The sequence below is a fragment of the Jannaschia donghaensis genome (genome assembly GCF_001403795.1).
Taxonomy (GTDB): Bacteria; Pseudomonadota; Alphaproteobacteria; order Rhodobacterales; family Rhodobacteraceae; genus Jannaschia; species Jannaschia donghaensis.
In genome coordinates, this window is sequence record NZ_CXSU01000011.1 from 894,300 (window position 1) to 916,020 (window position 21,721).

The 21,721-nt window shown below is 67.8% G+C and carries 23 protein-coding genes; 12 read left to right on the top strand and 11 right to left on the bottom strand.

The window, feature by feature from the left end:
* Positions 1-546, top strand: a complete 546-nt coding sequence (locus JDO7802_RS08865; protein ID WP_055084604.1) for a 6,7-dimethyl-8-ribityllumazine synthase — start codon at positions 1-3, stop codon at positions 544-546.
* Between the two features lie 2 nt (positions 547-548).
* Here JDO7802_RS08865 and JDO7802_RS08870 read toward each other — a convergent pair whose 3' ends face one another.
* Complete coding sequence (locus JDO7802_RS08870; protein WP_055084606.1) at positions 549-1,187, bottom strand: PRC-barrel domain-containing protein; 639 nt, start codon at positions 1,185-1,187, stop codon at positions 549-551.
* A 121-nt stretch (positions 1,188-1,308) separates the two neighbouring features.
* Between JDO7802_RS08870 and nusB the strand changes: the two genes are divergently transcribed.
* Positions 1,309-1,791 carry a transcription antitermination factor NusB gene (nusB, locus tag JDO7802_RS08875; protein ID WP_055084608.1) on the top strand — a complete coding sequence of 161 codons (483 nt, stop codon included), beginning with the start codon at positions 1,309-1,311 and terminating at the stop codon, positions 1,789-1,791.
* Here nusB and JDO7802_RS08880 read toward each other — a convergent pair.
* From JDO7802_RS08880 to JDO7802_RS08900, 6 genes are all read right to left on the bottom strand, one after another.
* The gene (locus JDO7802_RS08880) at positions 1,788-5,408 is read right to left on the bottom strand and encodes an efflux RND transporter permease subunit (protein ID WP_055084610.1); all 3,621 of its coding nucleotides are present in this window, start codon (positions 5,406-5,408) and stop codon (positions 1,788-1,790) included. The genes nusB and JDO7802_RS08880 overlap by 4 nt on opposite strands.
* On the bottom strand, positions 5,408-6,856 hold the full coding sequence (locus JDO7802_RS08885) for an efflux RND transporter periplasmic adaptor subunit (protein WP_055084612.1): 1,449 nt from the start codon (positions 6,854-6,856) through the stop codon (positions 5,408-5,410). The genes JDO7802_RS08880 and JDO7802_RS08885 overlap by 1 nt, the downstream gene beginning before the upstream one ends.
* A 159-nt stretch (positions 6,857-7,015) precedes the next feature.
* Positions 7,016-7,558 carry a molybdenum cofactor biosynthesis protein B gene (moaB, locus tag JDO7802_RS08890; protein WP_144430563.1) on the bottom strand — a complete coding sequence of 181 codons (543 nt, stop codon included), beginning with the start codon at positions 7,556-7,558 and terminating at the stop codon, positions 7,016-7,018.
* Positions 7,555-8,367: an ATP-grasp domain-containing protein gene (locus JDO7802_RS17650; RefSeq protein ID WP_083481091.1), complete on the bottom strand. Its 813-nt coding sequence runs from the start codon at positions 8,365-8,367 to the stop codon at positions 7,555-7,557. Before JDO7802_RS17650 ends, moaB begins: the two co-directional genes overlap by 4 nt.
* Positions 8,364-9,182, bottom strand: a complete 819-nt coding sequence (yghU, locus tag JDO7802_RS08895; protein ID WP_055084614.1) for a glutathione-dependent disulfide-bond oxidoreductase — start codon at positions 9,180-9,182, stop codon at positions 8,364-8,366. The genes JDO7802_RS17650 and yghU overlap by 4 nt, the downstream gene beginning before the upstream one ends.
* A 96-nt stretch (positions 9,183-9,278) precedes the next feature.
* Complete coding sequence (locus JDO7802_RS08900; RefSeq protein WP_055084616.1) at positions 9,279-10,076, bottom strand: uracil-DNA glycosylase; 798 nt, start codon at positions 10,074-10,076, stop codon at positions 9,279-9,281.
* A 96-nt stretch (positions 10,077-10,172) separates the two neighbouring features.
* Between JDO7802_RS08900 and JDO7802_RS08905 the strand changes: the two genes are divergently transcribed.
* The 9 genes from JDO7802_RS08905 (at position 10,173) to JDO7802_RS08945 (ending at position 17,178) form a co-directional block, all read left to right on the top strand.
* On the top strand, positions 10,173-10,805 hold the full coding sequence (locus JDO7802_RS08905; RefSeq protein WP_055084618.1) for a hypothetical protein: 633 nt from the start codon (positions 10,173-10,175) through the stop codon (positions 10,803-10,805).
* Positions 10,778-11,575 (top strand): hypothetical protein, encoded by a 798-nt coding sequence (locus JDO7802_RS08910; RefSeq protein ID WP_055084620.1) that lies wholly within the window; start codon positions 10,778-10,780, stop codon positions 11,573-11,575. The genes JDO7802_RS08905 and JDO7802_RS08910 overlap by 28 nt, the downstream gene beginning before the upstream one ends.
* A gap of 31 nt (positions 11,576-11,606) precedes the next feature.
* Complete coding sequence (locus JDO7802_RS08915) at positions 11,607-12,536, top strand: aspartate carbamoyltransferase catalytic subunit (protein WP_055084622.1); 930 nt, start codon at positions 11,607-11,609, stop codon at positions 12,534-12,536.
* Positions 12,537-13,228: 692 nt separating this feature from the next.
* Positions 13,229-13,762 (top strand): hypothetical protein, encoded by a 534-nt coding sequence (locus JDO7802_RS17955; protein ID WP_144430565.1) that lies wholly within the window; start codon positions 13,229-13,231, stop codon positions 13,760-13,762.
* Positions 13,763-13,833: 71 nt separating this feature from the next.
* Positions 13,834-15,105, top strand: a complete 1,272-nt coding sequence (pyrC, locus tag JDO7802_RS08925) for a dihydroorotase (protein ID WP_055084627.1) — start codon at positions 13,834-13,836, stop codon at positions 15,103-15,105.
* Complete coding sequence (gene plsY, locus JDO7802_RS08930; protein ID WP_055084628.1) at positions 15,098-15,700, top strand: glycerol-3-phosphate 1-O-acyltransferase PlsY; 603 nt, start codon at positions 15,098-15,100, stop codon at positions 15,698-15,700. The genes pyrC and plsY overlap by 8 nt, the downstream gene beginning before the upstream one ends.
* 138 nt (positions 15,701-15,838) lie before the next feature.
* Positions 15,839-16,123: a DUF805 domain-containing protein gene (locus JDO7802_RS08935; RefSeq protein ID WP_222836400.1), complete on the top strand. Its 285-nt coding sequence runs from the start codon at positions 15,839-15,841 to the stop codon at positions 16,121-16,123.
* A gap of 122 nt (positions 16,124-16,245) precedes the next feature.
* Complete coding sequence (locus JDO7802_RS08940) at positions 16,246-16,491, top strand: hypothetical protein (protein ID WP_245624150.1); 246 nt, start codon at positions 16,246-16,248, stop codon at positions 16,489-16,491.
* Between the two features lie 180 nt (positions 16,492-16,671).
* Positions 16,672-17,178 carry an EF-hand domain-containing protein gene (locus JDO7802_RS08945; protein ID WP_055084632.1) on the top strand — a complete coding sequence of 169 codons (507 nt, stop codon included), beginning with the start codon at positions 16,672-16,674 and terminating at the stop codon, positions 17,176-17,178.
* 76 nt (positions 17,179-17,254) lie between these two features.
* Here JDO7802_RS08945 and JDO7802_RS08950 read toward each other — a convergent pair whose 3' ends face one another.
* Genes JDO7802_RS08950 through JDO7802_RS08965 form a run of 4 tightly spaced genes read right to left on the bottom strand, consistent with a single transcriptional unit; the run spans position 17,255 to position 20,746 of the window.
* Entirely contained in the window at positions 17,255-18,625 is a 1,371-nt protein-coding gene (locus JDO7802_RS08950; RefSeq protein ID WP_055084634.1) for a glutamate--cysteine ligase, read from the bottom strand.
* Between the two features lie 56 nt (positions 18,626-18,681).
* Positions 18,682-19,194 (bottom strand): hypothetical protein, encoded by a 513-nt coding sequence (locus tag JDO7802_RS08955; RefSeq protein WP_055084636.1) that lies wholly within the window; start codon positions 19,192-19,194, stop codon positions 18,682-18,684.
* Complete coding sequence (locus tag JDO7802_RS08960) at positions 19,191-20,012, bottom strand: GNAT family N-acetyltransferase (RefSeq protein ID WP_055084638.1); 822 nt, start codon at positions 20,010-20,012, stop codon at positions 19,191-19,193. The genes JDO7802_RS08955 and JDO7802_RS08960 overlap by 4 nt, the downstream gene beginning before the upstream one ends.
* Complete coding sequence (locus JDO7802_RS08965) at positions 20,009-20,746, bottom strand: 16S rRNA (uracil(1498)-N(3))-methyltransferase (protein ID WP_055084640.1); 738 nt, start codon at positions 20,744-20,746, stop codon at positions 20,009-20,011. Before JDO7802_RS08965 ends, JDO7802_RS08960 begins: the two co-directional genes overlap by 4 nt.
* Positions 20,747-20,759: 13 nt before the next feature.
* On the opposite strand from JDO7802_RS08965, the gene ubiA reads away from it, so the two are divergent.
* Positions 20,760-21,701, top strand: coding sequence for a 4-hydroxybenzoate octaprenyltransferase (gene ubiA, locus JDO7802_RS08970; protein ID WP_055084872.1), 942 nt, complete (start codon positions 20,760-20,762; stop codon positions 21,699-21,701).
* Positions 21,702-21,721: the final 20 nt, after the last annotated feature.

Here is a 21,721-nt window from a genome sequence, read left to right on the forward strand (position 1 = left end):
ATGGCCGGACATTCCGACAACGAACTGGCCCTGCCGACGTTCGACAAACCCTGCAAGGTTCTGATCGTCATCGCGCCTTACTACGGTGCCATTTCGACCGCGCAGCTGGCATCGGCGCGCGCCGTGATCGAACGGGCGGGGGCCACCCACGACACGGTGGAAATGCCCGGTTCGCTGGAAATCCCGACCGCCATCGGCATCGCCCACCGCCAGGCCGATTTCGACGGATACGTGGCGCTGGGTTGCGTGATCCGGGGGCGGACGTCGCATTACGATGTGGTCGTGAACGAAAGCGCGCGCGCCATCGCCACGCTGGGCCTGGCGGGGGCCTGCATCGGCAATGGCATCATCACGGTCGAGAATATGGAACAGGCCGAGGAACGCGCCGACGCCGACCGACTGGATACGGCGGGGGCTGCGGCACAGGCGGCCCTGCACCTGATCGCGTTGCAACGGTCGATGAAGAAGGCCGACACCGGCATCGGCTTCAAACCCGGAAGCTTTCAGCATGACGGCCCGACCAAGACCGACCCGACGGTCGCCTGACCTCAGCCAAAGCCGTAGTAGGCCATTACGCGATTGTACCAATGCCCCTCGATCCGGTTGCCGACCTCGTGCAGGTCCGGCGCATCGGCCGCCGTGGCTGCCTCGCAGGTCAGATGGATCGTCTTCGCGTCCCAGTCGATGCGCGCGACCGCCTTCGACGGCACGACCCGCTGATGCGCCCCGGCGGGGTCGCGCAGAACCAGCATCTCGACGCGGTGCGCGCCGATGTCGATCACCGGGTCGATCACGCTGCCGGCCTTCTGTCCGTCCGACCCGACGACCGCCATGCGGTCCATGTCGGACGCGCGGACCAACGGGCCGGTTCCTTCCGCGGCGGCGACATCCGCCGCATCCGGCAGGGTGTCGGGCGCACACAGCACCGCCACAGGACCGTCCGACCCCGGCGCCTCCGCATCGGCCTTCGACAGGGCCGTCGGCCAGCGTCCCGTCGACAGGTCGGGCGTCCCGAAGGCGTCGATGCGCACCGCGCAGCCCTGTTTTGCGAACCATCCGCCCAGGCGGGTGACCACATGGGTCGCGGTCTGATCGGCCCGCGCCAGCAGGATATCGACCACGCCGTGATCGGCCCCGTCGTCGCCCGCAACGGTGAGGGAGGTGAGATCGCGCAGACGGATCAGCATGGAGCACTCCTGACGCTAGGTAAGTCTTGGGACGCTACCCGACCGGCGCGGCCTGTGGCAACAGCGCCCGGTGGTCCGACCATCGCTTGACGCCCCCGGCCCGCGCGCCTAATCCGCGCCCATGGATCAGATGACCCCAGACGAGAAGCGCGCGCTCAAGCGCCGGATGAAATCCGCATCCCGGCTCTATGCCGTGCAGGCCCTGTTCCAGATGGAATCCGCAGGTCAGACGGTCGACAAGGTGCAGGTCGAATTCGAGACCCACCGCTTCGGCATGGTGACCGAGGAGGGGGCCTTCGAGGAGGGCAATCCGACCGTGTTCCGCGCCCTGCTGGAATCCGCCGTCACGCATCAGGCCAAGATCGACCAGATGACCGACCGCGCGCTGGTGGCGAAATGGCCGCTGGGCCGCATCGACCCGACCCTGCGGGCGTTGTTCCGCGCCGCCGGGGGCGAAATGCTGGACCACGACACGCCGCCCAAGGTCGTGATCAACGAATTCGTCGAAGTGGCGCGCGCGTTCTTTCCCGCAGGCAAGGAAGCCGGCTTTGTGAACGCCGTCCTCGACCACATGGCGCGCGAGGCGAAGCCCGACGCCTTCTAGGCCAGCCGCCGCCGCCGCGGCATCGCCAGCCCCACGATAAGCCAGACCGTCACCAGCACCGCCAGCGTCCCCGCCAGGAACGCCAGCAGCACCGCGCCGGTGCCGTCGCCCGGCATCAGCGGGGCCAGCGGCGACCAGACCGCGCCGGTGATCAGATGCAGGCCCAGCGTGGCAAACCCCCAGACCGCGATCGCCGTGCCCAGCAACAACCCGATCAGCCCCGCACCGCGCCCCCTGGAGCGCAGCGGCAGGCGCAGCAGGCGACGCAGCGCCGTGACCAGTCGCGCGAAATCGTTGCCCATCAACAAGATCGCCGGCACCAGCAGCAGCACGAGGATCATGCCAAACCCCAAACCGTACGCCAGCGTGATGACCGTGGGCCGCAGAAACTGCGCCTGGCTGGAGGATTCGTAGAGCAGGGGGGCCAGCCCCAGAACCGTCGTCAGCGTCGTCAACAGGATCGGGCGCAGACGGTCGCACACCGCATCCACGATCGCCGGGCGCAGCGCGCGGTCCTTGGCATATTCGTCCACCGTCGTGACCAACACGATGGAATCGTTGATGATGATGCCGGTCATCCCGATCAGGCCCACGACCGAGAACATCGACAGCGGCACCTCCCACCACCAATGGCCCCAGATCGCCCCGATCAGGCCGAAGGGGATCACGACCATGATGGCACCCGGCCGCGTCCAGCTGGAAAAGATCCACGCCAGCACGAGGTAGATGCCCAGCAGGCACGCCACCAGGCCCAGCGCCGCGTCGGTCAGGAACTCCTGCTCCTGCTCGGCCAGGCCACCCAGCGAATAGGCCACCTGAAACCGCGTCGCGATTTCGGGCAGGATGTCCGACGACAGCGCCTCGATGATGGCGTTGGCGCGGGCCGGGTCGTCCTCGGAAATCTCGCCCGCGACGGTCACCACCTGCACCCCGTTGTCGCGCTGGACCGTGGCGAACCCCGATTCGACCCGCACCGTCACGATGTCGGACAGGGCCACGTCCCCCCCCGACGGCGCGGCCAGCCGCAGCGTATCGAGGAAATCGGCGCGCACCTCTCCCTCGGCCAGTTCCACCCGGATCTCGCCGGTGCGCGGGCCGGCGGGGAAGGTCGTCGCCTCGATCCCGTTGAGACGGTTGCGCAACGTCGTTCCCAGCGTGTCGATGTCGAATCCCAGCGCCTCGCCCTGCGGCGTCAGGTTCAGGATCAATTCGTCCTTGTCGAACGGCAGGCTGTCCTCCACCGCCGACACTTCGGGGAATTGCGCCACGGCGGTCTTCAACGCTTCGGCCGCGTCCTTCAGGGTCGCCGATCCGGCCCCGAAGAAATCCACCGACAGCGAGTCGCCGCCCGGACCGGACCGCCAGCCGCGAAAGCTGATCTCTTCGGTCAGGGGCAGTTGTTGTGCCGTCTCCTGCAATTCACCCACGAACTGGAAACTGGAGTAGGGGCGCAAATCCGCGTCGATCAACTCGATGGAAATCGCACCCAGCTGATCCGCATCCTTGTCATCCGCCGAGGGCAGGGGCCGACCGGAATTGCCACCGATCTCGGCCAGAACGTACGCCAGCGGATTGGTGCCGTAGCGTTCGGCGTAATCCTCGCCCAAGGCTTCGGTCGCGCGCTGCATTTCGCGCATCTGCGCCAGCGTGTCTTCGCGCGTGGCCCCGTCGACCATGGCAAAGTTGCCGGTGACCGACCCGCGCTCGGGCGAGTTGAAGAACCGCCACTGCACGTCCCCCCCGATCAAAAGCGCCACCTGCGTCGCCAGCAGCAGAACCGCCGACGCCGCAACCGGATACCGCGCCCAAAGCGCCAGCCGCACCAACGGGCGGAACACCGTCTCGCGCGTCCAATCGAAGCCGCGCGTGACCGTGTGCGACACGATGTCGATGCCGTGCCGCGACAGGCGGGCCAGCATCCGCGGCCAGGCGTCCGGCCCGGCAAGGACGCTGTGATACGCCAGCAGGCCCCAGGTCGCCGCGACCCCGACCGCGACGAAGGGCACCGAAAATGCGATGGCCAGCGCGTCGTCCACAACACCCAGCAACTCCGCCGCCAGCGTCAGCGCGAAGGCGATCACCAGCGTCAGAACGGGAAACAGGATCAGCGCCGCCGCCGCACCCGTGACCGCGCGCGCCGCACTGAACCCCTTGGGTGCCCGCGATGCCAAGGCCCCGGCCATGTGATGGGGCAGGATCAGGAAGCATTCGATCAGCGACGCGATCAGCACGACGATGACGGTAAAGGGAATGTCGATGATGAGATCGCCGAACCGCCCCCCGATGGCGACCAGACCGAAGAACGCGATCACCGTGGTCAGCGTGGCGGAAAAGACCGGCGTGAACATGCGGCGCGCGGCGTTTTCGGCGGCCGTCTTGGGGTCTTCGCCCAAGCGGGTATGTCGGAAGTCGGCGTGTTCACCCACCACGATGGCATCGTCCACCACGATGCCCAGCGTGATGATCAGCGCGAAAAGCGAGATCATGTTGATCGTGATCCCCGCCGCCCACATCAACGCGATGGCCGACAGCATCGCGACCGGAATCCCCGCCGCGACCCAGAACGCCGTGCGCGCGTTCAAAAACAGGAACAAGAGCGCCACCACCAGGGCCAGGCCCATCAGCGCGTTGTCGATCAACAGGCTGATGCGGCCGGTGATGGCTTCGGTCCGCGTGCGGATCAGCTCGATCTTCGTGCCCTCCGGGGCGTCGCGCATGATGTCTGCGGCAACCTCCTCCACCACGCGCTGCAAGGCGATGGCGTCGCCGATGGCCGAGCGGTCGACCCGCACCGAAATCGCCGGATCGTCGCCCACGAAATAGGCGCGGTCGCGGTCGATACCTCCGGCCGTCACGCGCCCCACCTCGCCGATGGTCAGGGCGGTGCCGTCGGTCTGGCGGCGCATCACGATGCTGGCGATGTCGGCGGCGTCGCGCCGGGCGGTGCCGGTGCGCACGCGGGCGTTCGCGCCGGTCACGTCGCCCGCCGGGTCGGCCTGCGCTTCGGCGGCGATGGCCTCGGCGATGTCGGCCATCGACAGGTCGTATTGGATCAGGTTGGCGGTCGGCACCTCCACCACCACCTCGGGGGCGGCCACCCCGCGGATAGAGGTGCGGGTAACGCCTTCGCCGAACAGCTTCAGGACGAATTCATCGGCAATGCGGGCCAGTTGATCGACGCCGACAGGGCCGGTGACGATCACGTCGGTAACGCGGTCGCGCCAACGGCCCTGACGGACCTCCGGGTCCTCGATCCCCTCGGGCAGGCCCGACACCCCGTCGATGGCCGCCTGCACGTCGTCGGCCGCGGCGGCCACGTCGATGCCCGGCTCGAACTCCAGGGTGATCGACGCGTTGCCTTCGCGCGATGTGGCCGAACTGTCGGCAACCCCGTCGACCGCCAGAAGCGCGGGCTCCAGAAGCTGTACGACGCCTCGGTCCACATCCTCTGCGCCGGCCCCGTCCCAGGCGACGGATACGGTGATGTCCTCGACGATGACGTCGGGAAAGAACTGCGCGCGCATGTTGGGGATGGCCATCGCACCGGCGGCCAGCATCAGCACCAGCAGAAGGTTGGCGGCCGTGCGGTGGCGGACGAAATACCCCAGGATGCCCATCAGCCGCCCATCCGGGATTCGAGTTGTTCGACCATTTCAGCCGGCACTTCCTCATCCTCCAACTGCGCCAAAAGGCGGGCCTTGCGGGCGTCCGGGATGCGGGTGTTTGCCTGCACGAAGGCCTTGAGCCGCGCGCGGCGTTCGGGGTCCAGCGTGACGAGCGCGGGCGCTTCGGGGGCCGCGCCGGGGCGCAGGGGGCGGACCTTGATGCCGATGCCCAGCGCCGGGGTCCGCTCGGCCACGATGTCGCGCCCGCCGATGCGCCCTGCCACCAGCACGTCGTCGCCCTGGCGGCGCAGCAGATCGACCTCGATCTCCTCCAGCCGGTCTTCGTCGCCCAGGGCCAGCACGGTTGATTGTGGCGACAGGGCAGTGGCGGGCAGGCGGATCGCACGCGCGATCGCGGGCTCCTCCACTTCGACGCGCAGGAAATCGCCGGGTCGGAAGCCTTCGGCGCTTTCCAATGTGGCAAAGACGCGCCGCCCGGTCTGGGTATCGCCGACCGTGGCGCTTTCGCGGATGACGGTGCCGTCTGTGGCCAGCGTCAGGCCCTGCACGTCCAGCACGGCGCGGATCGGCGCGCCGATCAGCCGCCCCCGGTCGTCCAGAAGGCGGGCGTGCTGCGCCGTGGACAGGTTGAACACCACCTCCAGATCCGTTGGATCGACCAGCGTGGCGACCTGTTCGTTTGCCGACACCAGCCCGCCCAACAAGACGGACACGTCGGACAATTGTCCGTCGAAGCCCGCCACGACGGTGCGGTCCGACAGGTCGCGGTCGGCGTTGTCGCGGGTGATCGCGGCGCGTTCGATGGCCAGGCCCGCGCTGTCGATGCGGGTCTGCGCCTGCGCGATGGCACCGCGTCGGGTCAGGATGGTCTGTTCGGCCGCCGACAGGGCGAGTTCGGCGGCCTCCACCGCGGCGGTCGACCCGACGCCGCGTTGCGACAGGTCCTGCTGGCGGCGCAGGGCGGCCGATTGCAGATCGCGCTGCGCTTCGGCCCCCGCCAGCTCCGACTGGGCCAGGGTCAGTGCACGCTCGGCGTCGCGCAGCTCCGCCTCGGCCCCGGCCAGTTCGGCGCGGGCGACGGCCAGATCCGCCTCGGCTTCGGAAGGGTCGATGCGCAGCAGGGTCTGGCCGGCGGTCACGGTGCCGCCATCCTCGAACCCCGGCGCAAGCTCCACCAGGCGCCCGGCGGAGGGGGCGCGCAGTTCCAGGACGCGGCGCGCGCGAACCTCGCCGAAGGTGGTCAGGATGGGTGTGATCGTCTCGGGCGCTGCGGTCAGGACGTTCGCCGCCAGCACCCTTTCGCGCGACGGAGGGCCGTCGTCTTCGCGGTTCTCAAGCTCCTGCAAGGCCAGATACGTGATCTGCCCGGCCCAAGCCAGAAGGCCCGCCGTCAGGGCGAGGAGGAACAGACCGACGAGGCTGCGACCGAAAAAGCGCATGGAAACTCCGCTGTGGGGCGTGTTGCGATAGATAAGACATAGCACGCGCTTGCCAACACACACGTGCGCACAGCGACATTCCGTCGTCGGGCGGCGTGAAAAACCCGGATAGTGCCGGTTTCGCTGCGAAACGATAAGACCCGGAAAATTAACGAATAATTAACTCGGGCACGACTTGCGGCGCAGATGTTCGTCCAGGCGCGGCATGATTTCCACGAAGTTGCAGGGCTTGTGGCGGTAGTCGAGCTGATGGACCAGGATTTCGTCCCAGGCGTCGCGGCAGGCCGAGGGCGAGCCGGGCAACGCGAACAGATAGGTGCCGCCCGCCACCCCCGCGCAGGCCCGCGACTGCACGGCCGACGTGCCGATCTTCTTCATGCTGACGATGGTGAACATCGTGGCAAAGGCGTCGATTTCCTTGTCGTAGACGTCGCGGTGCGCCTCGACCGTGACGTCGCGGCCCGTCAGCCCCGTGCCACCGGTGGTCAGCACGACGTCGACAGCATCCTCGCCGATCCAGCGGGTCAGATGCTCGGCGATGCCGACGCGATCATCCGGGGTCATCGCGCGGTCCGCCAGCACGTGCCCTGCCGCGGTCAGACGGTCGACCAACGTATCGCCCGAACGATCGTCGTCCGCCGTCCGGGTGTCGGACACCGTGAGCACCGCGATGCGGCAGGGCAGGAATGTGCGGTCGGTCACTGCGATCTCCGGATGTGATGGGTGAGCGCGGCGACTATGGCGCCGATGTCGGCGGCGTAGAACCCCGCGCTGTTGACCGCGTTGAGTTCGATCACGCCAAGCCCTGCTGCATCTTCGCCCACGTCCAGCACGTAGGCCGGCAGGGGATCGTGCAGCGCCACGGCCCGGCGGGCAAAGGCCGCGATGCGGCCCGGCAGGTCCGGCGCGGGATCGGCGTGCCCGTCCACGCCGTAGCGGCAGCCGGCGATCGGCACACCGTCCACGATCCAGACGCGCCATTCCGTCCGGCAGGGTCGGACCGGGGCGACAGCGAACAGCGGATCATCCGCACCGGCCCAATCCGCCCGGTCCAGCCCGTCGAGCCAGCGCAGCATCGACGTGCCGTCATGGAGGCGACCGGCGAAGACCTTGGTCTCCGCCTCGGGCCTCACGAAGACCTGGGTCGTCAGCCCCTCCGCCAGTCGGCGCAGGTCGGACAGGGGGTGGAAGGTTGCGGCCGCATTCCAGGCAAGCGGGCCGAGCGAGGAGACGACTGCCCGCAGGCCAAGCCCCGCCCCGTCCCAGCCGCAAGGACGCCAGCCGAGGTGGCGGCCCGCCGCGACGAGCGCCCCGTATCCATAGCACAGGACAGGGCCGGAGAGGGCGGGCGGCGGTCCGTCGAAGCGTTCGGTGAAGGGGATGACCCTTGTCCGGTGAACCGCGGCCCCCGTCGCCGCGATGGCGCGCGTCAGGATCTCCTCCTCCTCCGGGCGAATGGCTCCGTCCTGAAGGACCCAGGTGATATTCCGGGCCGTGCCGCCGTCGGTCACCGATCGAAATCGGCGCGGGCGTGGCGTTCGGGCAGTTTCAGGCTCTCGTCGTCGCCGAAGGCGCGGTTGACCATGCGGCCCCGGCGGACGGCCGGACGGGCGTCGATCCGTTCGGCCCATTCCATCACGTTCTTGTAGGAGCTCACGTCGAGAAATTCGGCGGCATCGTAAAGACGGCCCAACACCAGTTGCCCGTACCACGACCAAATCGCCATATCGGCGATGGAATAGCTGCCGGCCATCCAGTCGTTGTCGGCCAGATGCCGGTCGAGCACGTCGAGCTGGCGCTTGGCCTCCATCGCGTAGCGGTTGATCGGGTATTCGTATTTTTCGGGGGCATAGGCGTAGAAGTGTCCGAAGCCGCCGCCCAGGAACGGTGCGCTGCCCATCTGCCAGAACAGCCAGGACAGCATTTCGGGCCGCGCGTCGCCCAGGAAGGCGTCGTATTTTTCGGCCATGTGCAGCATCATCGCGGCACTTTCGAAGATGCGGACGGGCGTGTCGCCCGAGCGGTCCATCAGGGCGGGGATCTTGGAGTTGGGGTTCACGTCGACGAAGCCGGACCCGAATTGGTCGCCTTCGGAAATGTCGATGAGCCAAGCGTCGTAGTCGAAATCGTGCCCCGCCTCGATCAGCTCCTCGAAGAGCACCGTGACCTTCACGCCGTTGGGCGTGGCGAGCGAATAGAGTTGGTAGGGGTGGTCGCCCACCGGCAGATCCTTGTCGTGGGTCGGGCCGGCGACGGGGCGGTTGATGGAGGCGAACTTGCCCCCCGATTGCGTGTTCTGCCAGACTTTGGGGGGCGTGTAGGTCATGCGGTGTCCTTGGGCGTTTGAGTTGGGGCGCAAGATGGGGCGGTTGGCCAAGCCGTCCAACCGCCCATCCGGCAGGACGCCTGTGCGCGGGCGCACCTAGCCGTCGAGTCGGGCGGCGAGGTCCAGCAGGTCGGCCCAGGCGTCGCGCTTGGCGGAGGGCTGACGCAGCAGATAGGCGGGGTGCAGCATCGGCAACGCGGGCCGGTCGAACCCGGTGGCCCATTGGCCCCGCATCTTGGTGATGCCCTTCCTGCCAAGGACGGCGTTGCAGGCATGGTTGCCCATCAGGATCAGGATGTCCGGGTCGGCCAGTTCGACGTGGCGGCGCAGGAACGGCAGCATCATCGCCACCTCCAGCGGTTCGGGGTCGCGGTTGGACGGCGGCCGCCAGGGCAGGACGTTGGTGATATAGACGGATTTCGCCGCATCGTCCGCATCGCGGGCCATGCCGATGGCGGCGAGCATCTTGTCGAGAAGTTGCCCGGCGGCCCCGACGAAGGGCTTGCCGGCCCGATCCTCGTCCCGCCCCGGAGCCTCCCCGATGATCATGACGCGGGCGGCCGGATTTCCGTCGCAGAAGACGAGGGACTTGGCACCCAGGCGCAGGTCGCAATGGGGGTAGCCGGACAGCGCGGCGCGCAGGTCGTCGAGGGTGGTGGCGGCGGTGGCGGCCCGTTCGGCCTCGGTCACCGGATCGCTGTCGACGCGCAACAGCGTGGGGGCGGCATTGGGCGCGGCCTGCGGCGCGGGGGCCGTCGCGGCGGGCGGCATCCGATCGGGCAAGGCGTAGCGGTTGAGGGGCTGCTCGGCGATGCCCTCGTCACAGCCCATCTCCACCAGCCATTCGAGCGTGGCGGCGGCGGTGTGCGGGTCGATGTCGGGCGCTTCGGGCATGGCACTGGGTAGCCCGTGAGGCGGTGCGGAGGGAAGGGGCGGATATCGATCGGCCGCGTCAAACTTTTGCCGGGAAGTCGTGTCAGGGGCCATCGCATGATCCGATTGCCGACCCTCTCCGCCGCCGTTGCCTTCTTCGCTCTGGCGGCGCTTCCGGTGCCCGGCGCCGCGCAGACGGGGCCATGCGGGCCGGACGGCCATACGCAGACATGCCTGCTGGAAGAGGCGATGATCCTTTCGGGGCAACGCAAGCGCGGCGTCGGCGACATTCAGGACATGCTTGCGATCGCAGCGGTGGCCGAAGCGTCGGGACGGGTCGACATGTCGGCGTTCGCGCCCCGGTTCTTTGCACGGCTCGAAGACCGATATCCGTACGGTCCGGTCCTGTTGGATCTGCTGGACGCGAAGGTCTGTCTGGGGCACGGCCGAGGCATCGGGCCGGTTCTGGCGACGCAGATGGCGCGGCGGATCCCCATGCTGGAACGTGAGGTGACGGCCGAGGATCGGCGGATCCTTGGCAAGGATTTCGACCGGCTGCACGTCGTGGCCGTTTGTCTGGCATTGGCGGGCGATATCGACGGGCTTCATGCCCTGATCGCCGCCCATCCCGGTCGCGCGTCGAGCCTGGCCGGGGGCGCGGCGAACCGGCTGATGTGGCTGGGCGAGCGGGAGGCGGCCCGCGACCTGATGGGCCCTACGATTTGGCGGCTTGGGAGGATAAAATCCTGACCCGCCATGCGATCTGGCGGGGCGCGCTGTGGCGACAGGACATCGACGCCATCCTCGAAATCCTCCACGCGTCGGAAACGGAAACCTCGATGCACTGGCGTTTGCGAGAGGCGCATGACGCGATGTCCGACCCCGATCACCGAAAGCGCCTGATCGAGGTGGCGCGCGACCTGGGAAGCAATGCCGGCGAACCGCTGTCGGGCAGCGTTTTCACGCTGCTGGTAAAGGAACCTGCGCAGGCGGGTGACTGGGACGAGACGCTGGCGTTGATGGCGCGGCTCGACCCGGCCGCGAATGAAGTGCGGGCCACGACGATGGCCATGGCGCGCCTGGCCGGGGCGACGGGGACGTGGGAGGTCGTCGTTGACCTGATCGAGACGCACGCCCCGAAGACGCCGTCCGACGGATCACGGCGTTGGGTTCATCGAAATGCCCTCGCTCCGATCCTCGCGGCGGCTTACGATGCGGCGCTCGCAGGGCGATACGGCGACCTTCGTCTTCTTGTCGAAAAGTTGGCACCGCAGGACCATGTCACCGCCTACGCCGAATTCGGACGTGCCCAGGTCCGGGCGGGGCACCTGACGGGCGCATTGGCCACCATGCGGATGCTTCGCGCGTTGCGGGCCGAGGTGCGCGAGGTGCGGAGCCTTCTGAGAGAGCTTGCAGTCGCTCTGGCGCAGGCAGGTCAAATCGAGGCGGCGGTCGGATACGCGCGGCAGTTGGGCGAGCCGGTTCCGCTGGCCCGCGTCGCCGTTCACGCCCCCCATTGATCGCACCCGACCGCTCCGGCACAAGGCGGACATGTTCACACAGCGCCACCTTCTGGGCATCGAGCCTCTGCACCCACTTGAAATCACGGCGCTGCTGGACCGTGCCGACCATTATGCCGAAGCCACGCGGGCGGGTCACAAGCACGGCGACGCCCTGACCGGACTGACGCAGATCAACATGTTCTTCGAGAATTCGACCCGCACGCAGGCCAGCTTCGAGATTGCGGGCAAGCGGCTGGGCGCGGATGTGATGAACATGGCGATGCAGGCCAGTTCGGTGAAGAAGGGCGAGACGCTGATCGACACCGCGCTGACATTGAACGCGATGCGCCCCGACCTTCTGGTGGTGCGCCATCCGCATTCGGGGGCGGTGAACCTGTTGGCGGAAAAGGTGAATTGCGCCGTTCTGAACGCGGGCGACGGGCGGCACGAGCATCCCACGCAGGCGTTGCTGGATGCGCTGACGATCCGGCGGGCCAAGGGGCGGCTGCACCGGCTGACCATCGCGATCTGCGGCGACATTGCCCACAGCCGGGTGGCGCGATCGAACCTGATCCTGCTGGGCAAGATGGAAAACCGCGTGCGTTTGGTCGGGCCGCCGACCCTGATGCCCGCGGGGATCGAGCATTTCGGGGTCGAGGTGACGGACGACATGGAAGCGGGGCTGAAGGGCGCGGACGTGGTGATGATGCTGCGCCTTCAGAAGGAACGGATGGACGGCGGTTTCATCCCGTCCGAGCGCGAATATTACCACCGCTTCGGGTTGGACGCGGCCAAGCTTGCCCATGCAAAGCCCGACGCCATCGTCATGCATCCGGGTCCGATGAACCGCGGGGTCGAGATCGACGGGACGCTGGCCGACGACATCAACCGAAGTGTCATTCAGGAGCAGGTGGAGATGGGCGTCGCGGTGCGGATGGCGGCGATGGACCTGCTGGCGCAGAACCTGCGAGCGGCGTGACGGACGGCGGCCGAAGCTTCTGATCGGCATATTTGGCGGAAGACGAGCGCATCCTGTGGCAGGGCGTGCCCAACCGCAGGTTGATTTTGCTGCGGCCAGCGGACGCAGGTCTCATTCCCTTCTTCCTGGTCTGGGGCGGGTTCCCAGCATTTTTCATCTTCCTCGTGCCCGCGATCGCTTTCCTCGTGATCCCCGTAATCTTTGTGGGCATCGGGGCCTACATGCTGATCGGCCGGTTCTTCGTGGATGGCTGGCGTCGAAAGTCGACAAGTTATCTTCTGACCGACCGCAAGGCGCTGATAGTCCAATCCTGGCCCCGGTTCGTGGTCCGCGGCGTGTTTTTGGGCGGCGGTCTGGAGATTTCGCTGGAGGGGGCGGTCGATCCGGTTTGGGCCCGGATCGAGCGCGGAACGGCGACAGGATTTTCGGCCTTGCCCCGTCGGGCGTCGTGTTCGAGGACTTGGATGCGGCCACACGGATTTTTCGCTTGGCACCCGAGGCGCGCGACACGAGGGCCTGAGCGGAGCATCGTGCGACTTTTGATCCGCTCGGTGCCGTTGGAAAACCGTCGGTTTGGCGCCAGAATGGCACCGGGGCCGGTATGTCGGATGCGGGCTCGGCCCGGGCGGGCGCAACCGGTTGCGGGGGTTCGGCGTTGGCCCGGTGCACGACCCAAACCAGAGGACCGGACCTTGACCCTGACCCTTACGCCCCGCGACCCGCGAATCCACGTCTTTTCGGTCAGCGATGGCCCGATCAAACTGGCCCATCAGACCTATCTTTCGCAGCTGAGTGCCGAGGCCGAGGGCACGTCGCTGACCGAGGTCCTGGGCGCGCAGATCGATGCGACCTACGCCGAGGTCTTTGCGGTGCAGGATGTCCAGCCGATGGGCCTGCGCGTCTATCTGGGCCAAGCGCACGACATCCCGGAGGAGGCGCTGGCGGCGGATGCGGCGCGGCTGGATGCGCTGTCGGGCGACGTTCTGGTGCTGGCCCCGCGTGCGGTCGAAGGGCTGGAGTCGCTGTCGCCGCGCCCGGAGCTGACGCATATCGGCAGCTATGCCCCGGCAGAGGCCGACAACGCGCCGCGCGACCTACCCCCCGCCGCCAAGGAACCGAGTGTCGTCGCCGACGATCCCATCCCGCAGTCCGGCCTGTCGAAGACTACGATCGGGCTGATCGTCGGGGCCGCACTGGTGCTGGCGGTGCTGATCTTCCTTTTGTGACGGACGGATCGCACCAGTGAGCCGTGCATCCGCGATGGACAGGCTGTCGCGCCTTGGATAACCCCGAAGGCATGAGCGCGACCCTTCTGACCAATGCCCGCCTGATCGACCCCGTGTCGGGGACCGAAACGCTTGGCGATCTGCGAATCGAAGGCGGGCGCATCACGGACCCCGGCCCTGCGGGCACGGTGATCGACTGCCGCGGCAAATGCCTGGCCCCCGGCATCGTCGATGTCGGCGTCAAGGTGGGCGAACCCGGAGAGCGTCACAAGGAAGGGTTCCGAAGCGCAGGGGCGGCGGCGGCGCGCGGCGGGATCACCACGATGGTCTGCCGGCCCGATACGATTCCGGTGATCGACAGCCCCGAGATGCTGGAACATGCCCGGTCGCGGGCGGCGCGCGCCTCGGTGCGCGTGCATCACATGGCGGCCCTGACACGCGGGCGCGGCGGCGCGGAAATGGTCGAGATCGGGTTCCTGCGCGATGCGGGGGCCGTCGCCTTTACCGACGGAACCCATGTGGTGCGCGATACCAGGGTCCTGTCGCGTTGCCTGACCTATGCACGGTCGATGGGCGCGCTTGTCATCGGACATCCGCAGGACCCGGGCCTGTCGGCGGGGGCCTGCATCACCAGCGGCAAGTTCGCGTCCCTGCGCGGTTTGCCCGGCGTGTCGCCCCTGGCCGAGCGGTTGGGGGTGGAGCGGGATCTGGCCCTGGCCGAGGCGACGGGCGCCGCCTATCACCTGGATCAGGTCACCTGCGCGGCCGCGCTGCCTGCGGTGCGGCGGGCCAAGGCGGCGGGGGTGGACGTCACGGCGGGCACGTCGATCCATCACCTGACGCTCAACGTGCTGGACGTGGCCGACTATCGCACGTTCTTCAAGGTCACGCCGCCGCTGCGCGAGGAGGAGGACCGCCTGGCCCTTGCCGATGCGCTGGCCGATGGCACCATCGATATCATGGGGTCGTGGCACACGCCGCAGGACGAGGAATCCAAGCGCCTGCCGTTCGAGCAGGCCGCGTCCGGTGCCGTGGGGCTGGAGACGTTGTTGCCGGCGGCGATGCGGTTGGTGAACGCGGGGCATATCGACCTGGCTGGCCTGTGGCGCGCGCTGTCTTTGAACCCGGCGCGGCGGCTTGGGCTGGAGGGGGGCACGCTGGAGGTCGGGGCCCCCGCCGATCTGGTGCTGTTCGACCCGCATGCGCCTTTCGTACTGGACCGTTGGACCCTTGCGTCGAAGTCGAAGAACACGCCGTTCGACGGCGCCCGGATGGAGGGGCGCGTGCTGACCACCTGGGTCGGCGGCCGGATCGTCCACGACCGGGAGGCGGCGCGTGCCTGATCTGGTGACCTCCCCCCTGACGCTGCTGATCGTCGCGGCATTGGCCTATCTGCTGGGGTCGGTGCCGTTCGGCATCGTGATGGCGCGGCTGTTCGGTCTGGGCGATCTGCGCAAGATCGGGTCGGGCAACATCGGGGCGACGAACGTCCTGCGCACCGGCAACAAACCGGCGGCATTGCTGACGTTGCTGGGGGATGCGGGCAAGGGTGGCGCGGCCGTCCTGCTGGCCCGCGCGCTGGTCGGGGAAGATGCGGCGCAGCTGGCGGGATTGATGGCGTTTCTGGGCCATTGCTTCCCGGTGTTCCTGCGGTTCCAAGGCGGCAAGGGCGTGGCGACGTTTCTGGGCACGTTGCTGGCGCTGTCGTTCCCGCTGGGCCTTGTCGTCTGCCTGACTTGGGCCGCGACGGCGGCGGTGACGCGGATGTCTTCGCTGTCCGCATTGGTGGCGGCGGTAAGCGGGCCCGTCTGGGCGCTGTGGCTGCATCCGTCGGGGGTGGGTCTGTGCATCGCGCTGGCGGCGCTGATCGGGTACCGCCACAAGGCGAACATCGCGCGCATCCGCGCCGGGACGGAGCCGAAGATCGGCGAGACATGACCCGGTGTCTGCGGCCCGGGAGGCACGAATTGCGTCTGGCAAACGCGTGCGGACGCGTGCGCCTTGTCAGGTCCACGGCTCCGGCGCAGGTCGCCCGCGTGGTCCCGGTGTCGGGACGTCGCGCGAGGACGGATTTCCATGACGTTCGGTGATGCCGTCACAACCTGCCTGACGCGGAAATACGCCACGTTCCGGGGCCGCGCGTCACGCAGCGAATATTGGTGGTTCACCCTGTTCGGAACGACCGTGAGTGCTGTATTCGTGATCGTCATCATGGTGAACTTCAACGCCGGGACCCTCCCTCCGGTGATCCTGGTCGCCTATGCTTTTTTCTGCCTCCTCTTCGTTCTCCCATTCCTGTCGGTCCACGTCCGCCGACTGCATGATATCGGCCGCTCGCGCTGGTGGCTCTGGATTAGCTAGGTGCCGTTGATCGGAACCATCGTCTTGCTGATCTTTCTTGTCAGCCCGGGTACCGAGGGCGAAAATGCCTACGGCGCGGACCCGCTTTGAGCGTACGGGCGCAAAGGGTTGCCGACACTTTGTTGGCGTTGCCGCTGGGGGCGTTCCGTGGCCGTGCGTTCGGACGCGACTGGCTGGTGACGCGCAGTCTGTTCGCGGGCGGGGCGTCCGAGAAACTGGTGGGCCGCGCCTTGGACGGGTCGGATTATGTCAGCCTCAACCTCTACCGCCTGGAAAGCGGACCACGATTGAAGCCTTGCGAAATGTCGGCGGAAAAGGTGGCGCGCTTCGTAGTGGAACTCAGGGTGGTGGGGGCAGACGAAGCGTGATCGGCGGGGCGTCGGTCTGGGGCGTGAAATCCGACGGGCCTGTGGGCTGACCCTCCTGCCACGTGGCCCAGCTGGAAAAATCCTCCATCCGGGCGACGGAACGGGACGCGCGGTGCGTGCAAGGCGGGACGGTCCGGCGTCGCGGACCGGTATGCCGCTTGGATCCGATGGAGATGTCCGATGAATACATCCTTTCTGAAAATCGGCCTGCTTGGCCTGATGGGCGTCTTCGGCGCGGGTGTCGCGATGGTCGGTCTGACCCCGCAGGATACGTTGGCCACCGGGCCGCGCGTGCCCGGACCCTATGGCCCGCTAAGCGCCTCGGACGCCAATCGCGATGGGCAGGTCACGCGGGCCGAGATGGAAGCATTCGTATCAAGGGGACCGGAGCGTCAGATGGGGATGGTCGCCTATTTCGACCGGCATGACGTGGATGCGGACAATATTCTGACAGCGGATGAACTTGCTTTGGTCGAGCCGCCCTATGCCTTCGACGGCAGCGATCTGAACGCCGACGGCACCGTGTCCCGACGGGAGGTGGAGGCCTATGTCTCCGAACGGCTCTATCGTCAGATGGATCTGCTGACGTTCTTCGACCTCGTCGATACCGACGCGAACGGAATCGTCGTGGAAGACGAGATGATTGCGGCGCAGATGGCCGGTCAATTGCCGATCGAAGACATCTAGGGACGGGACTATCGGTTTGGGCGGTGTCAGGTCCCAGGCGACAGGATCATCGCCCGGGCGTCGCGGCGCGACCCCGTCAGTAGCTGCGTTCGGCGTAGATGCGCTTGAGGTCGCCGTTCCAGGCCCCGTGGTAGTCGTCCAGCATCTCGTCCGCCGGGGTCTTGCCCGACTCGACCGATTCGCGCAGCGCGTTGAGAAAATGTGTCTCGTCCGGGACCAGACCGCCGGCACCGGGACGCGCGCGGGCCTTGAGACCGGCGTGGCTGATCTCGACCAGTTCGCGGGCCAGATCGTGCATTTTGATGCCGTTGACCTCCGCTTGCAGACCCTGTTCGCTGGCGGCGACGCGCAGGCCAAGCCGCGTTTCCTGATCCCAATCCCTGGCGATGTCCCACGCGGCATCCAGCGAGGATTGATCATAGAGCAGGCCGACCCAGAACGCGGGCAGCGCGCATAGGCGTCGCCATGGGCCGCCGTCGGCCCCGCGCATTTCCATGTACTTCTTGATCCGCGCCTCGGGAAAGAGCGTGGTCAGGTGATCGGCCCAGTCGGACATCTGCGGCTTCTCGCCCGGCAGGGCGGGCAGTTCACCGCGCATGAAATCGCGGAACGACTGGCCCAGGGCGTCGATGTATTCGCCGTCGCGGTAGACGAAATACATCGGCGTATCGAGGGCGTATTCGGCCCAACGCTCGAACCCGAACCCGTCTTCGAAGACGAATTCGGGGATTCCGGTGCGCGCGGCGTCCAGATCGCGCCACACGCGGGAGCGCCAGGATTTATGGCCGTTGGGCTTGCCCTCGAAAAACGGCGAATTGGCGAAAAGCGCGGTGGCCACCGATTGCAGCGCCATGGCGACGCGCAGTTTCTGGACCATGTCCGCCTCGGACGCGAAATCGACGTTGACCTGCACGGTGCAGGTGCGGCGCATCATGACTTTGCCCATGGTGCCCACCTTGCCCATGTAGCTGTCCATCAGCTTGTAACGGCCCTTGGGCATCAGGGGCATCTGCTCGTGCGTCCATTCGGGGGCGGCCCCCAGGCCGATGAACTTGACCCCGATCCCGTCGGCGACGGATTTGACCTCCGACAGGTGCGTGTTCACCTCGTCACAGGTCTGGTGGATCGTCTCCAGGGGCGCGCCGGAGAGTTCGAGTTGCCCGCCGGGTTCCAGCGAAATGTTCGCGCCGTCCTTTTCCAGCCCGATCAGGTGACCGCCTTCGGTGACGGGCGTCCAGTGATACCGGTCGCGCAGGCCCGACAGGACGGCATTGATCGACCGGTCGCCGGCATAGGGCAGGGGCAGCAGGCTGTCTTCGCAGAAGCCGAATTTCTCGTGTTCGGTGCCGATGCGCCAGTCTTCCTTGGGCTTGCAGCCCGAGGCCATGAATTCGGCAAGTTGCGCAGGGTCGGTGATCGTGCCGCCGCCGGACTGAGGAATGGACATGGTGGCTCCTTCGCGGGGCGTGGTCTTGGAAGGTCACGAGTGAGCGTGGTGCCGCGTCAAGTCAAGGCGCGCAGGCCGTCGCGGCGCCAGACCGTGATCGTCCGGGGTGTGCGCGTCTGAACAGCGCGCACCATCGCCCCGGTGTCCAGGCCGGGCAGCGGGGCCAGCGCATCGAGCAGCTTGTCCGATCCGGCCGCCCCTTCGGGAATGATCAACGGCTCCCCCTGGCGGTGGGACAGGCGCCAATAGGCGTCGCCGGTGGTCGGTCGGTGGAAGGCGATCTGGGTGAGTTCGTCCAGTTCGACCAATCCGCCGGTGAGCGGGCCCATGTAGGTTATCCGCCCCTCGTCCACGCCGACGATGCCGGGCGAAAGGTCGGTGCTGCGGAACCGTGCGGCGCGGATGCCCGATACCACCAGCACCACGCCGATGAGGAGGGCGGCCAGCGCGAAAAGCGCGGGCAGACCGTCGAAGGCAAGCCAGAGCCACGCGCCAAGGGCCATGGCCGCCGCCCCGATCAGCGCCTCGCGCCAGCGGGTCAGGCGGGCGGCGGCCTCGGGGCGGATCATGGCGTGACCTTTCCGTCGAAGAGGACGAGGGCGAAGGTGCCGATCCGCTCGAACCCCAAGGGCCGGTAGCAGGCGACGGCGGCGTCGGAGGCGGCGAAGAGCGTGGCCTGCCGAACCCCGGTTGCGCGGGCTTCGGCCAGATGGAGGGCGACGGCGCGGCGGGCAAGGCCGCGACCCCGCGTGCCGGGCGGGGTATAGACGCCACCGACCTGCACGATGTCGGGCAGGGTCGCATTGAAGCCGGTCATCGCGGCGGGGATGCCGTCGATCATCACGAAGCGGTGGCTGTCGGCGGCGATACAGTCGTCGACGTCGGCGCGGGCCGCATCGGGCGACGGCTCGCCCAGGTGCAATTCGCCGTCGTAGGCCGCGCGCCAGTCTGCTGCGGTGTCCGGGGCGATTGACAGCGGGGCAAGGGTGCCGGGGCCGTCGGGGATATTCATCGCCGCCAGATCGAGCAGAAACTGCGGCTCGTCCGCGTCGAGGATGGTGGGGGCGGCGGCGAGGTCCAGCGCGTCCAGAAGCGGACGCACCATCGCGGCCGGTCCGGCGACCCCGCCCAACGCCTGCCCGCGCAGCAAGGTCGCGGCGGCGGGTCCATGGTCGGGGTCGGGAAGATAGGGCAGGACCATGCCGCCGTTCGTCAGACCCAGCAGAGCGGTGGGCGTGGGGGCATCGGCCCCAAGCTGCATCCCGTGGGGATGATCGCCGCCGAATCCGTGGGTGCGCAGGTTCGACAGGATGAACATCGCATTCGCGCGGTCGGGCGCCAGCAGCGCCTCGACCTGCGGAAGGTGGGACGCGTCGAGCGGGATCACGTCCAATCCCCTTGTGCGGTTTGCCACAGCGTCAGCGCGGCGACGGCAGCGGTATCGGCGCGCAGGATGCGAGGGCCGAGCGCGATGGCGTGGGTGTTCGGGTGGGTGCGCAGCGTGGCGCGTTCCTCCGGCGAAAAGCCGCCCTCGGGGCCGATCAGGATCGCGGCAGGGGCGGGGGGCAGGGGCCGGGGGGCACCGGGTTCGGACCAGTCGGGATCGTCGGAGAGCGTCTCGTCGCAGAAGATGAGCGCGCGGTCGGCCGGCCAATCGGCCAGGAGGGACTTCAGCGTGACGATGTCGTCCACCGGGGGCACGTATGTTCCGCCGCATTGCTCCGCCGCCTCCAGCGCGTGGGCCTGAAGGCGGTCCTGCCGGATGCGTTCGGAGTTGGTGTAGGCGGTGGCCACGGGGCGGATACGGGCGGCCCCGAGTTCGGTGGCCTTTTCGACGATGAAATCGGTGCGCGCCTTCTTGATCGGTGCAAAGCACAGCCAGACGTCGGGCGGGTCGCGCTGCGGCGCGGTCTGCGCGTCGATCTGCAACTCTCCGCCGCGCTTGGACGCCGCCCGGATCGTCGCGCGGAATGCCCCGGAGGTGCCGTCGAACACCGTCAGCGTGTCACCGGTCGACAGACGCATGACGCCTGACAAGTAGTGACCCTGGTCCTTGGACAGGGCGACGCATTGCCCCGCCCCGAGCGGACCGGCTATGTGCAACCTGACCTTGCTGTCCATGGGGAGCCTTTCGATGACCGATACCTCCGATCAAGGACAGGTGGCCGACGCCGTCAAGGGCAACTGGGTCGATACGCACGCGCCCGAGGCCGCGCGCCCCTATCTCCGGCTCAGCCGCGCGGACCGGCCGATCGGGACCTGGCTGCTGCTGCTGCCATGCTGGTGGGGACTGACGCTGGCGGTGGCGGCGACGGAGGTGCGCCCTTTCGATATCTGGATCGCCGTGTCGGTGGCCCTCGGCGCGTTTTTGATGCGGGGCGCGGGCTGCACCTGGAACGACATCACCGACCGCGACATCGACGGGTCGGTCGCACGCACGCGGTCGCGGCCCATCCCGTCGGGGGCGGTCAGCGTCCGGCAGGCCCTGATGTGGATGGCCGTACAAACGGGGGTGTCGGCGCTGATCCTGTTCACCTTCAATTGGGCGGCGATCGGGCTGGGCCTGCTGGCGCTGGTCCCGGTCGCGATCTATCCTTTCGCCAAGCGGTTCACATGGTGGCCGCAGGTGTTTCTGGGGCTGGCGTTCAACTGGGGCGCGCTGCTGGTCTGGACAGCGCATACCGGAAGCCTGGGCTGGCCCGCGGTGCTCTTGTATCTGGGGGGCATCGCCTGGACGCTCTTCTACGATACGATTTACGCCTATCAGGATGTGGAGGACGACGCGCTGATCGGGGTGAAGTCCACCGCGCGCCGGTTCGGTGACGCCCCGTTGCCGTGGTTGCGCGGCTTTGCGGCGGCGACCGTGATCGCGCTGTCGGCGGCGGTGTTCGTGGCGTTGCCGGCGGTGCCCGCGACGGTCGCGCTGCTGGGGATCTGGGCGATGGGCTGGCATCTGGCGTGGCAGCTGACGCAGCTCGACATCACTGACCCGCAGATCTGTCTGCGATTGTTTCGTGCCAACCGCACGACCGGTCTGATCCCCCTGCCGTTTTTCGCCATGGCCGCTTTCGTCTGATTGCCCCCATCCGCGCGGAC

Excerpts from the sequence above, each read along its gene's own strand:
- JDO7802_RS08865 (WP_055084604.1), top strand. The coding sequence starts at position 1 with ATGGCCGGACATTCCGACAACGAACTGGCCCTGCCGACGTTCGACAAA.
- JDO7802_RS08870 (WP_055084606.1), bottom strand. The coding sequence starts at position 1,187 with ATGCTGATCCGTCTGCGCGATCTCACCTCCCTCACCGTTGCGGGCGAC.
- nusB (WP_055084608.1), top strand. The coding sequence starts at position 1,309 with ATGGATCAGATGACCCCAGACGAGAAGCGCGCGCTCAAGCGCCGGATG.
- JDO7802_RS08880 (WP_055084610.1), bottom strand. The coding sequence starts at position 5,408 with ATGGGCATCCTGGGGTATTTCGTCCGCCACCGCACGGCCGCCAACCTT.
- JDO7802_RS08885 (WP_055084612.1), bottom strand. The coding sequence starts at position 6,856 with ATGCGCTTTTTCGGTCGCAGCCTCGTCGGTCTGTTCCTCCTCGCCCTG.
- yghU (WP_055084614.1), bottom strand. The coding sequence starts at position 9,182 with ATGACCTACACGCCCCCCAAAGTCTGGCAGAACACGCAATCGGGGGGC.
- JDO7802_RS08900 (WP_055084616.1), bottom strand. The coding sequence starts at position 10,076 with ATGCCCGAAGCGCCCGACATCGACCCGCACACCGCCGCCGCCACGCTC.
- JDO7802_RS08905 (WP_055084618.1), top strand. The coding sequence starts at position 10,173 with ATGATCCGATTGCCGACCCTCTCCGCCGCCGTTGCCTTCTTCGCTCTG.
- JDO7802_RS08915 (WP_055084622.1), top strand. The coding sequence starts at position 11,607 with ATGTTCACACAGCGCCACCTTCTGGGCATCGAGCCTCTGCACCCACTT.
- pyrC (WP_055084627.1), top strand. The coding sequence starts at position 13,834 with ATGAGCGCGACCCTTCTGACCAATGCCCGCCTGATCGACCCCGTGTCG.
- JDO7802_RS08935 (WP_222836400.1), top strand. The coding sequence starts at position 15,839 with ATGACGTTCGGTGATGCCGTCACAACCTGCCTGACGCGGAAATACGCC.
- JDO7802_RS08945 (WP_055084632.1), top strand. The coding sequence starts at position 16,672 with ATGAATACATCCTTTCTGAAAATCGGCCTGCTTGGCCTGATGGGCGTC.
- JDO7802_RS08950 (WP_055084634.1), bottom strand. The coding sequence starts at position 18,625 with ATGTCCATTCCTCAGTCCGGCGGCGGCACGATCACCGACCCTGCGCAA.
- JDO7802_RS08955 (WP_055084636.1), bottom strand. The coding sequence starts at position 19,194 with ATGATCCGCCCCGAGGCCGCCGCCCGCCTGACCCGCTGGCGCGAGGCG.
- JDO7802_RS08965 (WP_055084640.1), bottom strand. The coding sequence starts at position 20,746 with ATGGACAGCAAGGTCAGGTTGCACATAGCCGGTCCGCTCGGGGCGGGG.
- ubiA (WP_055084872.1), top strand. The coding sequence starts at position 20,760 with ATGACCGATACCTCCGATCAAGGACAGGTGGCCGACGCCGTCAAGGGC.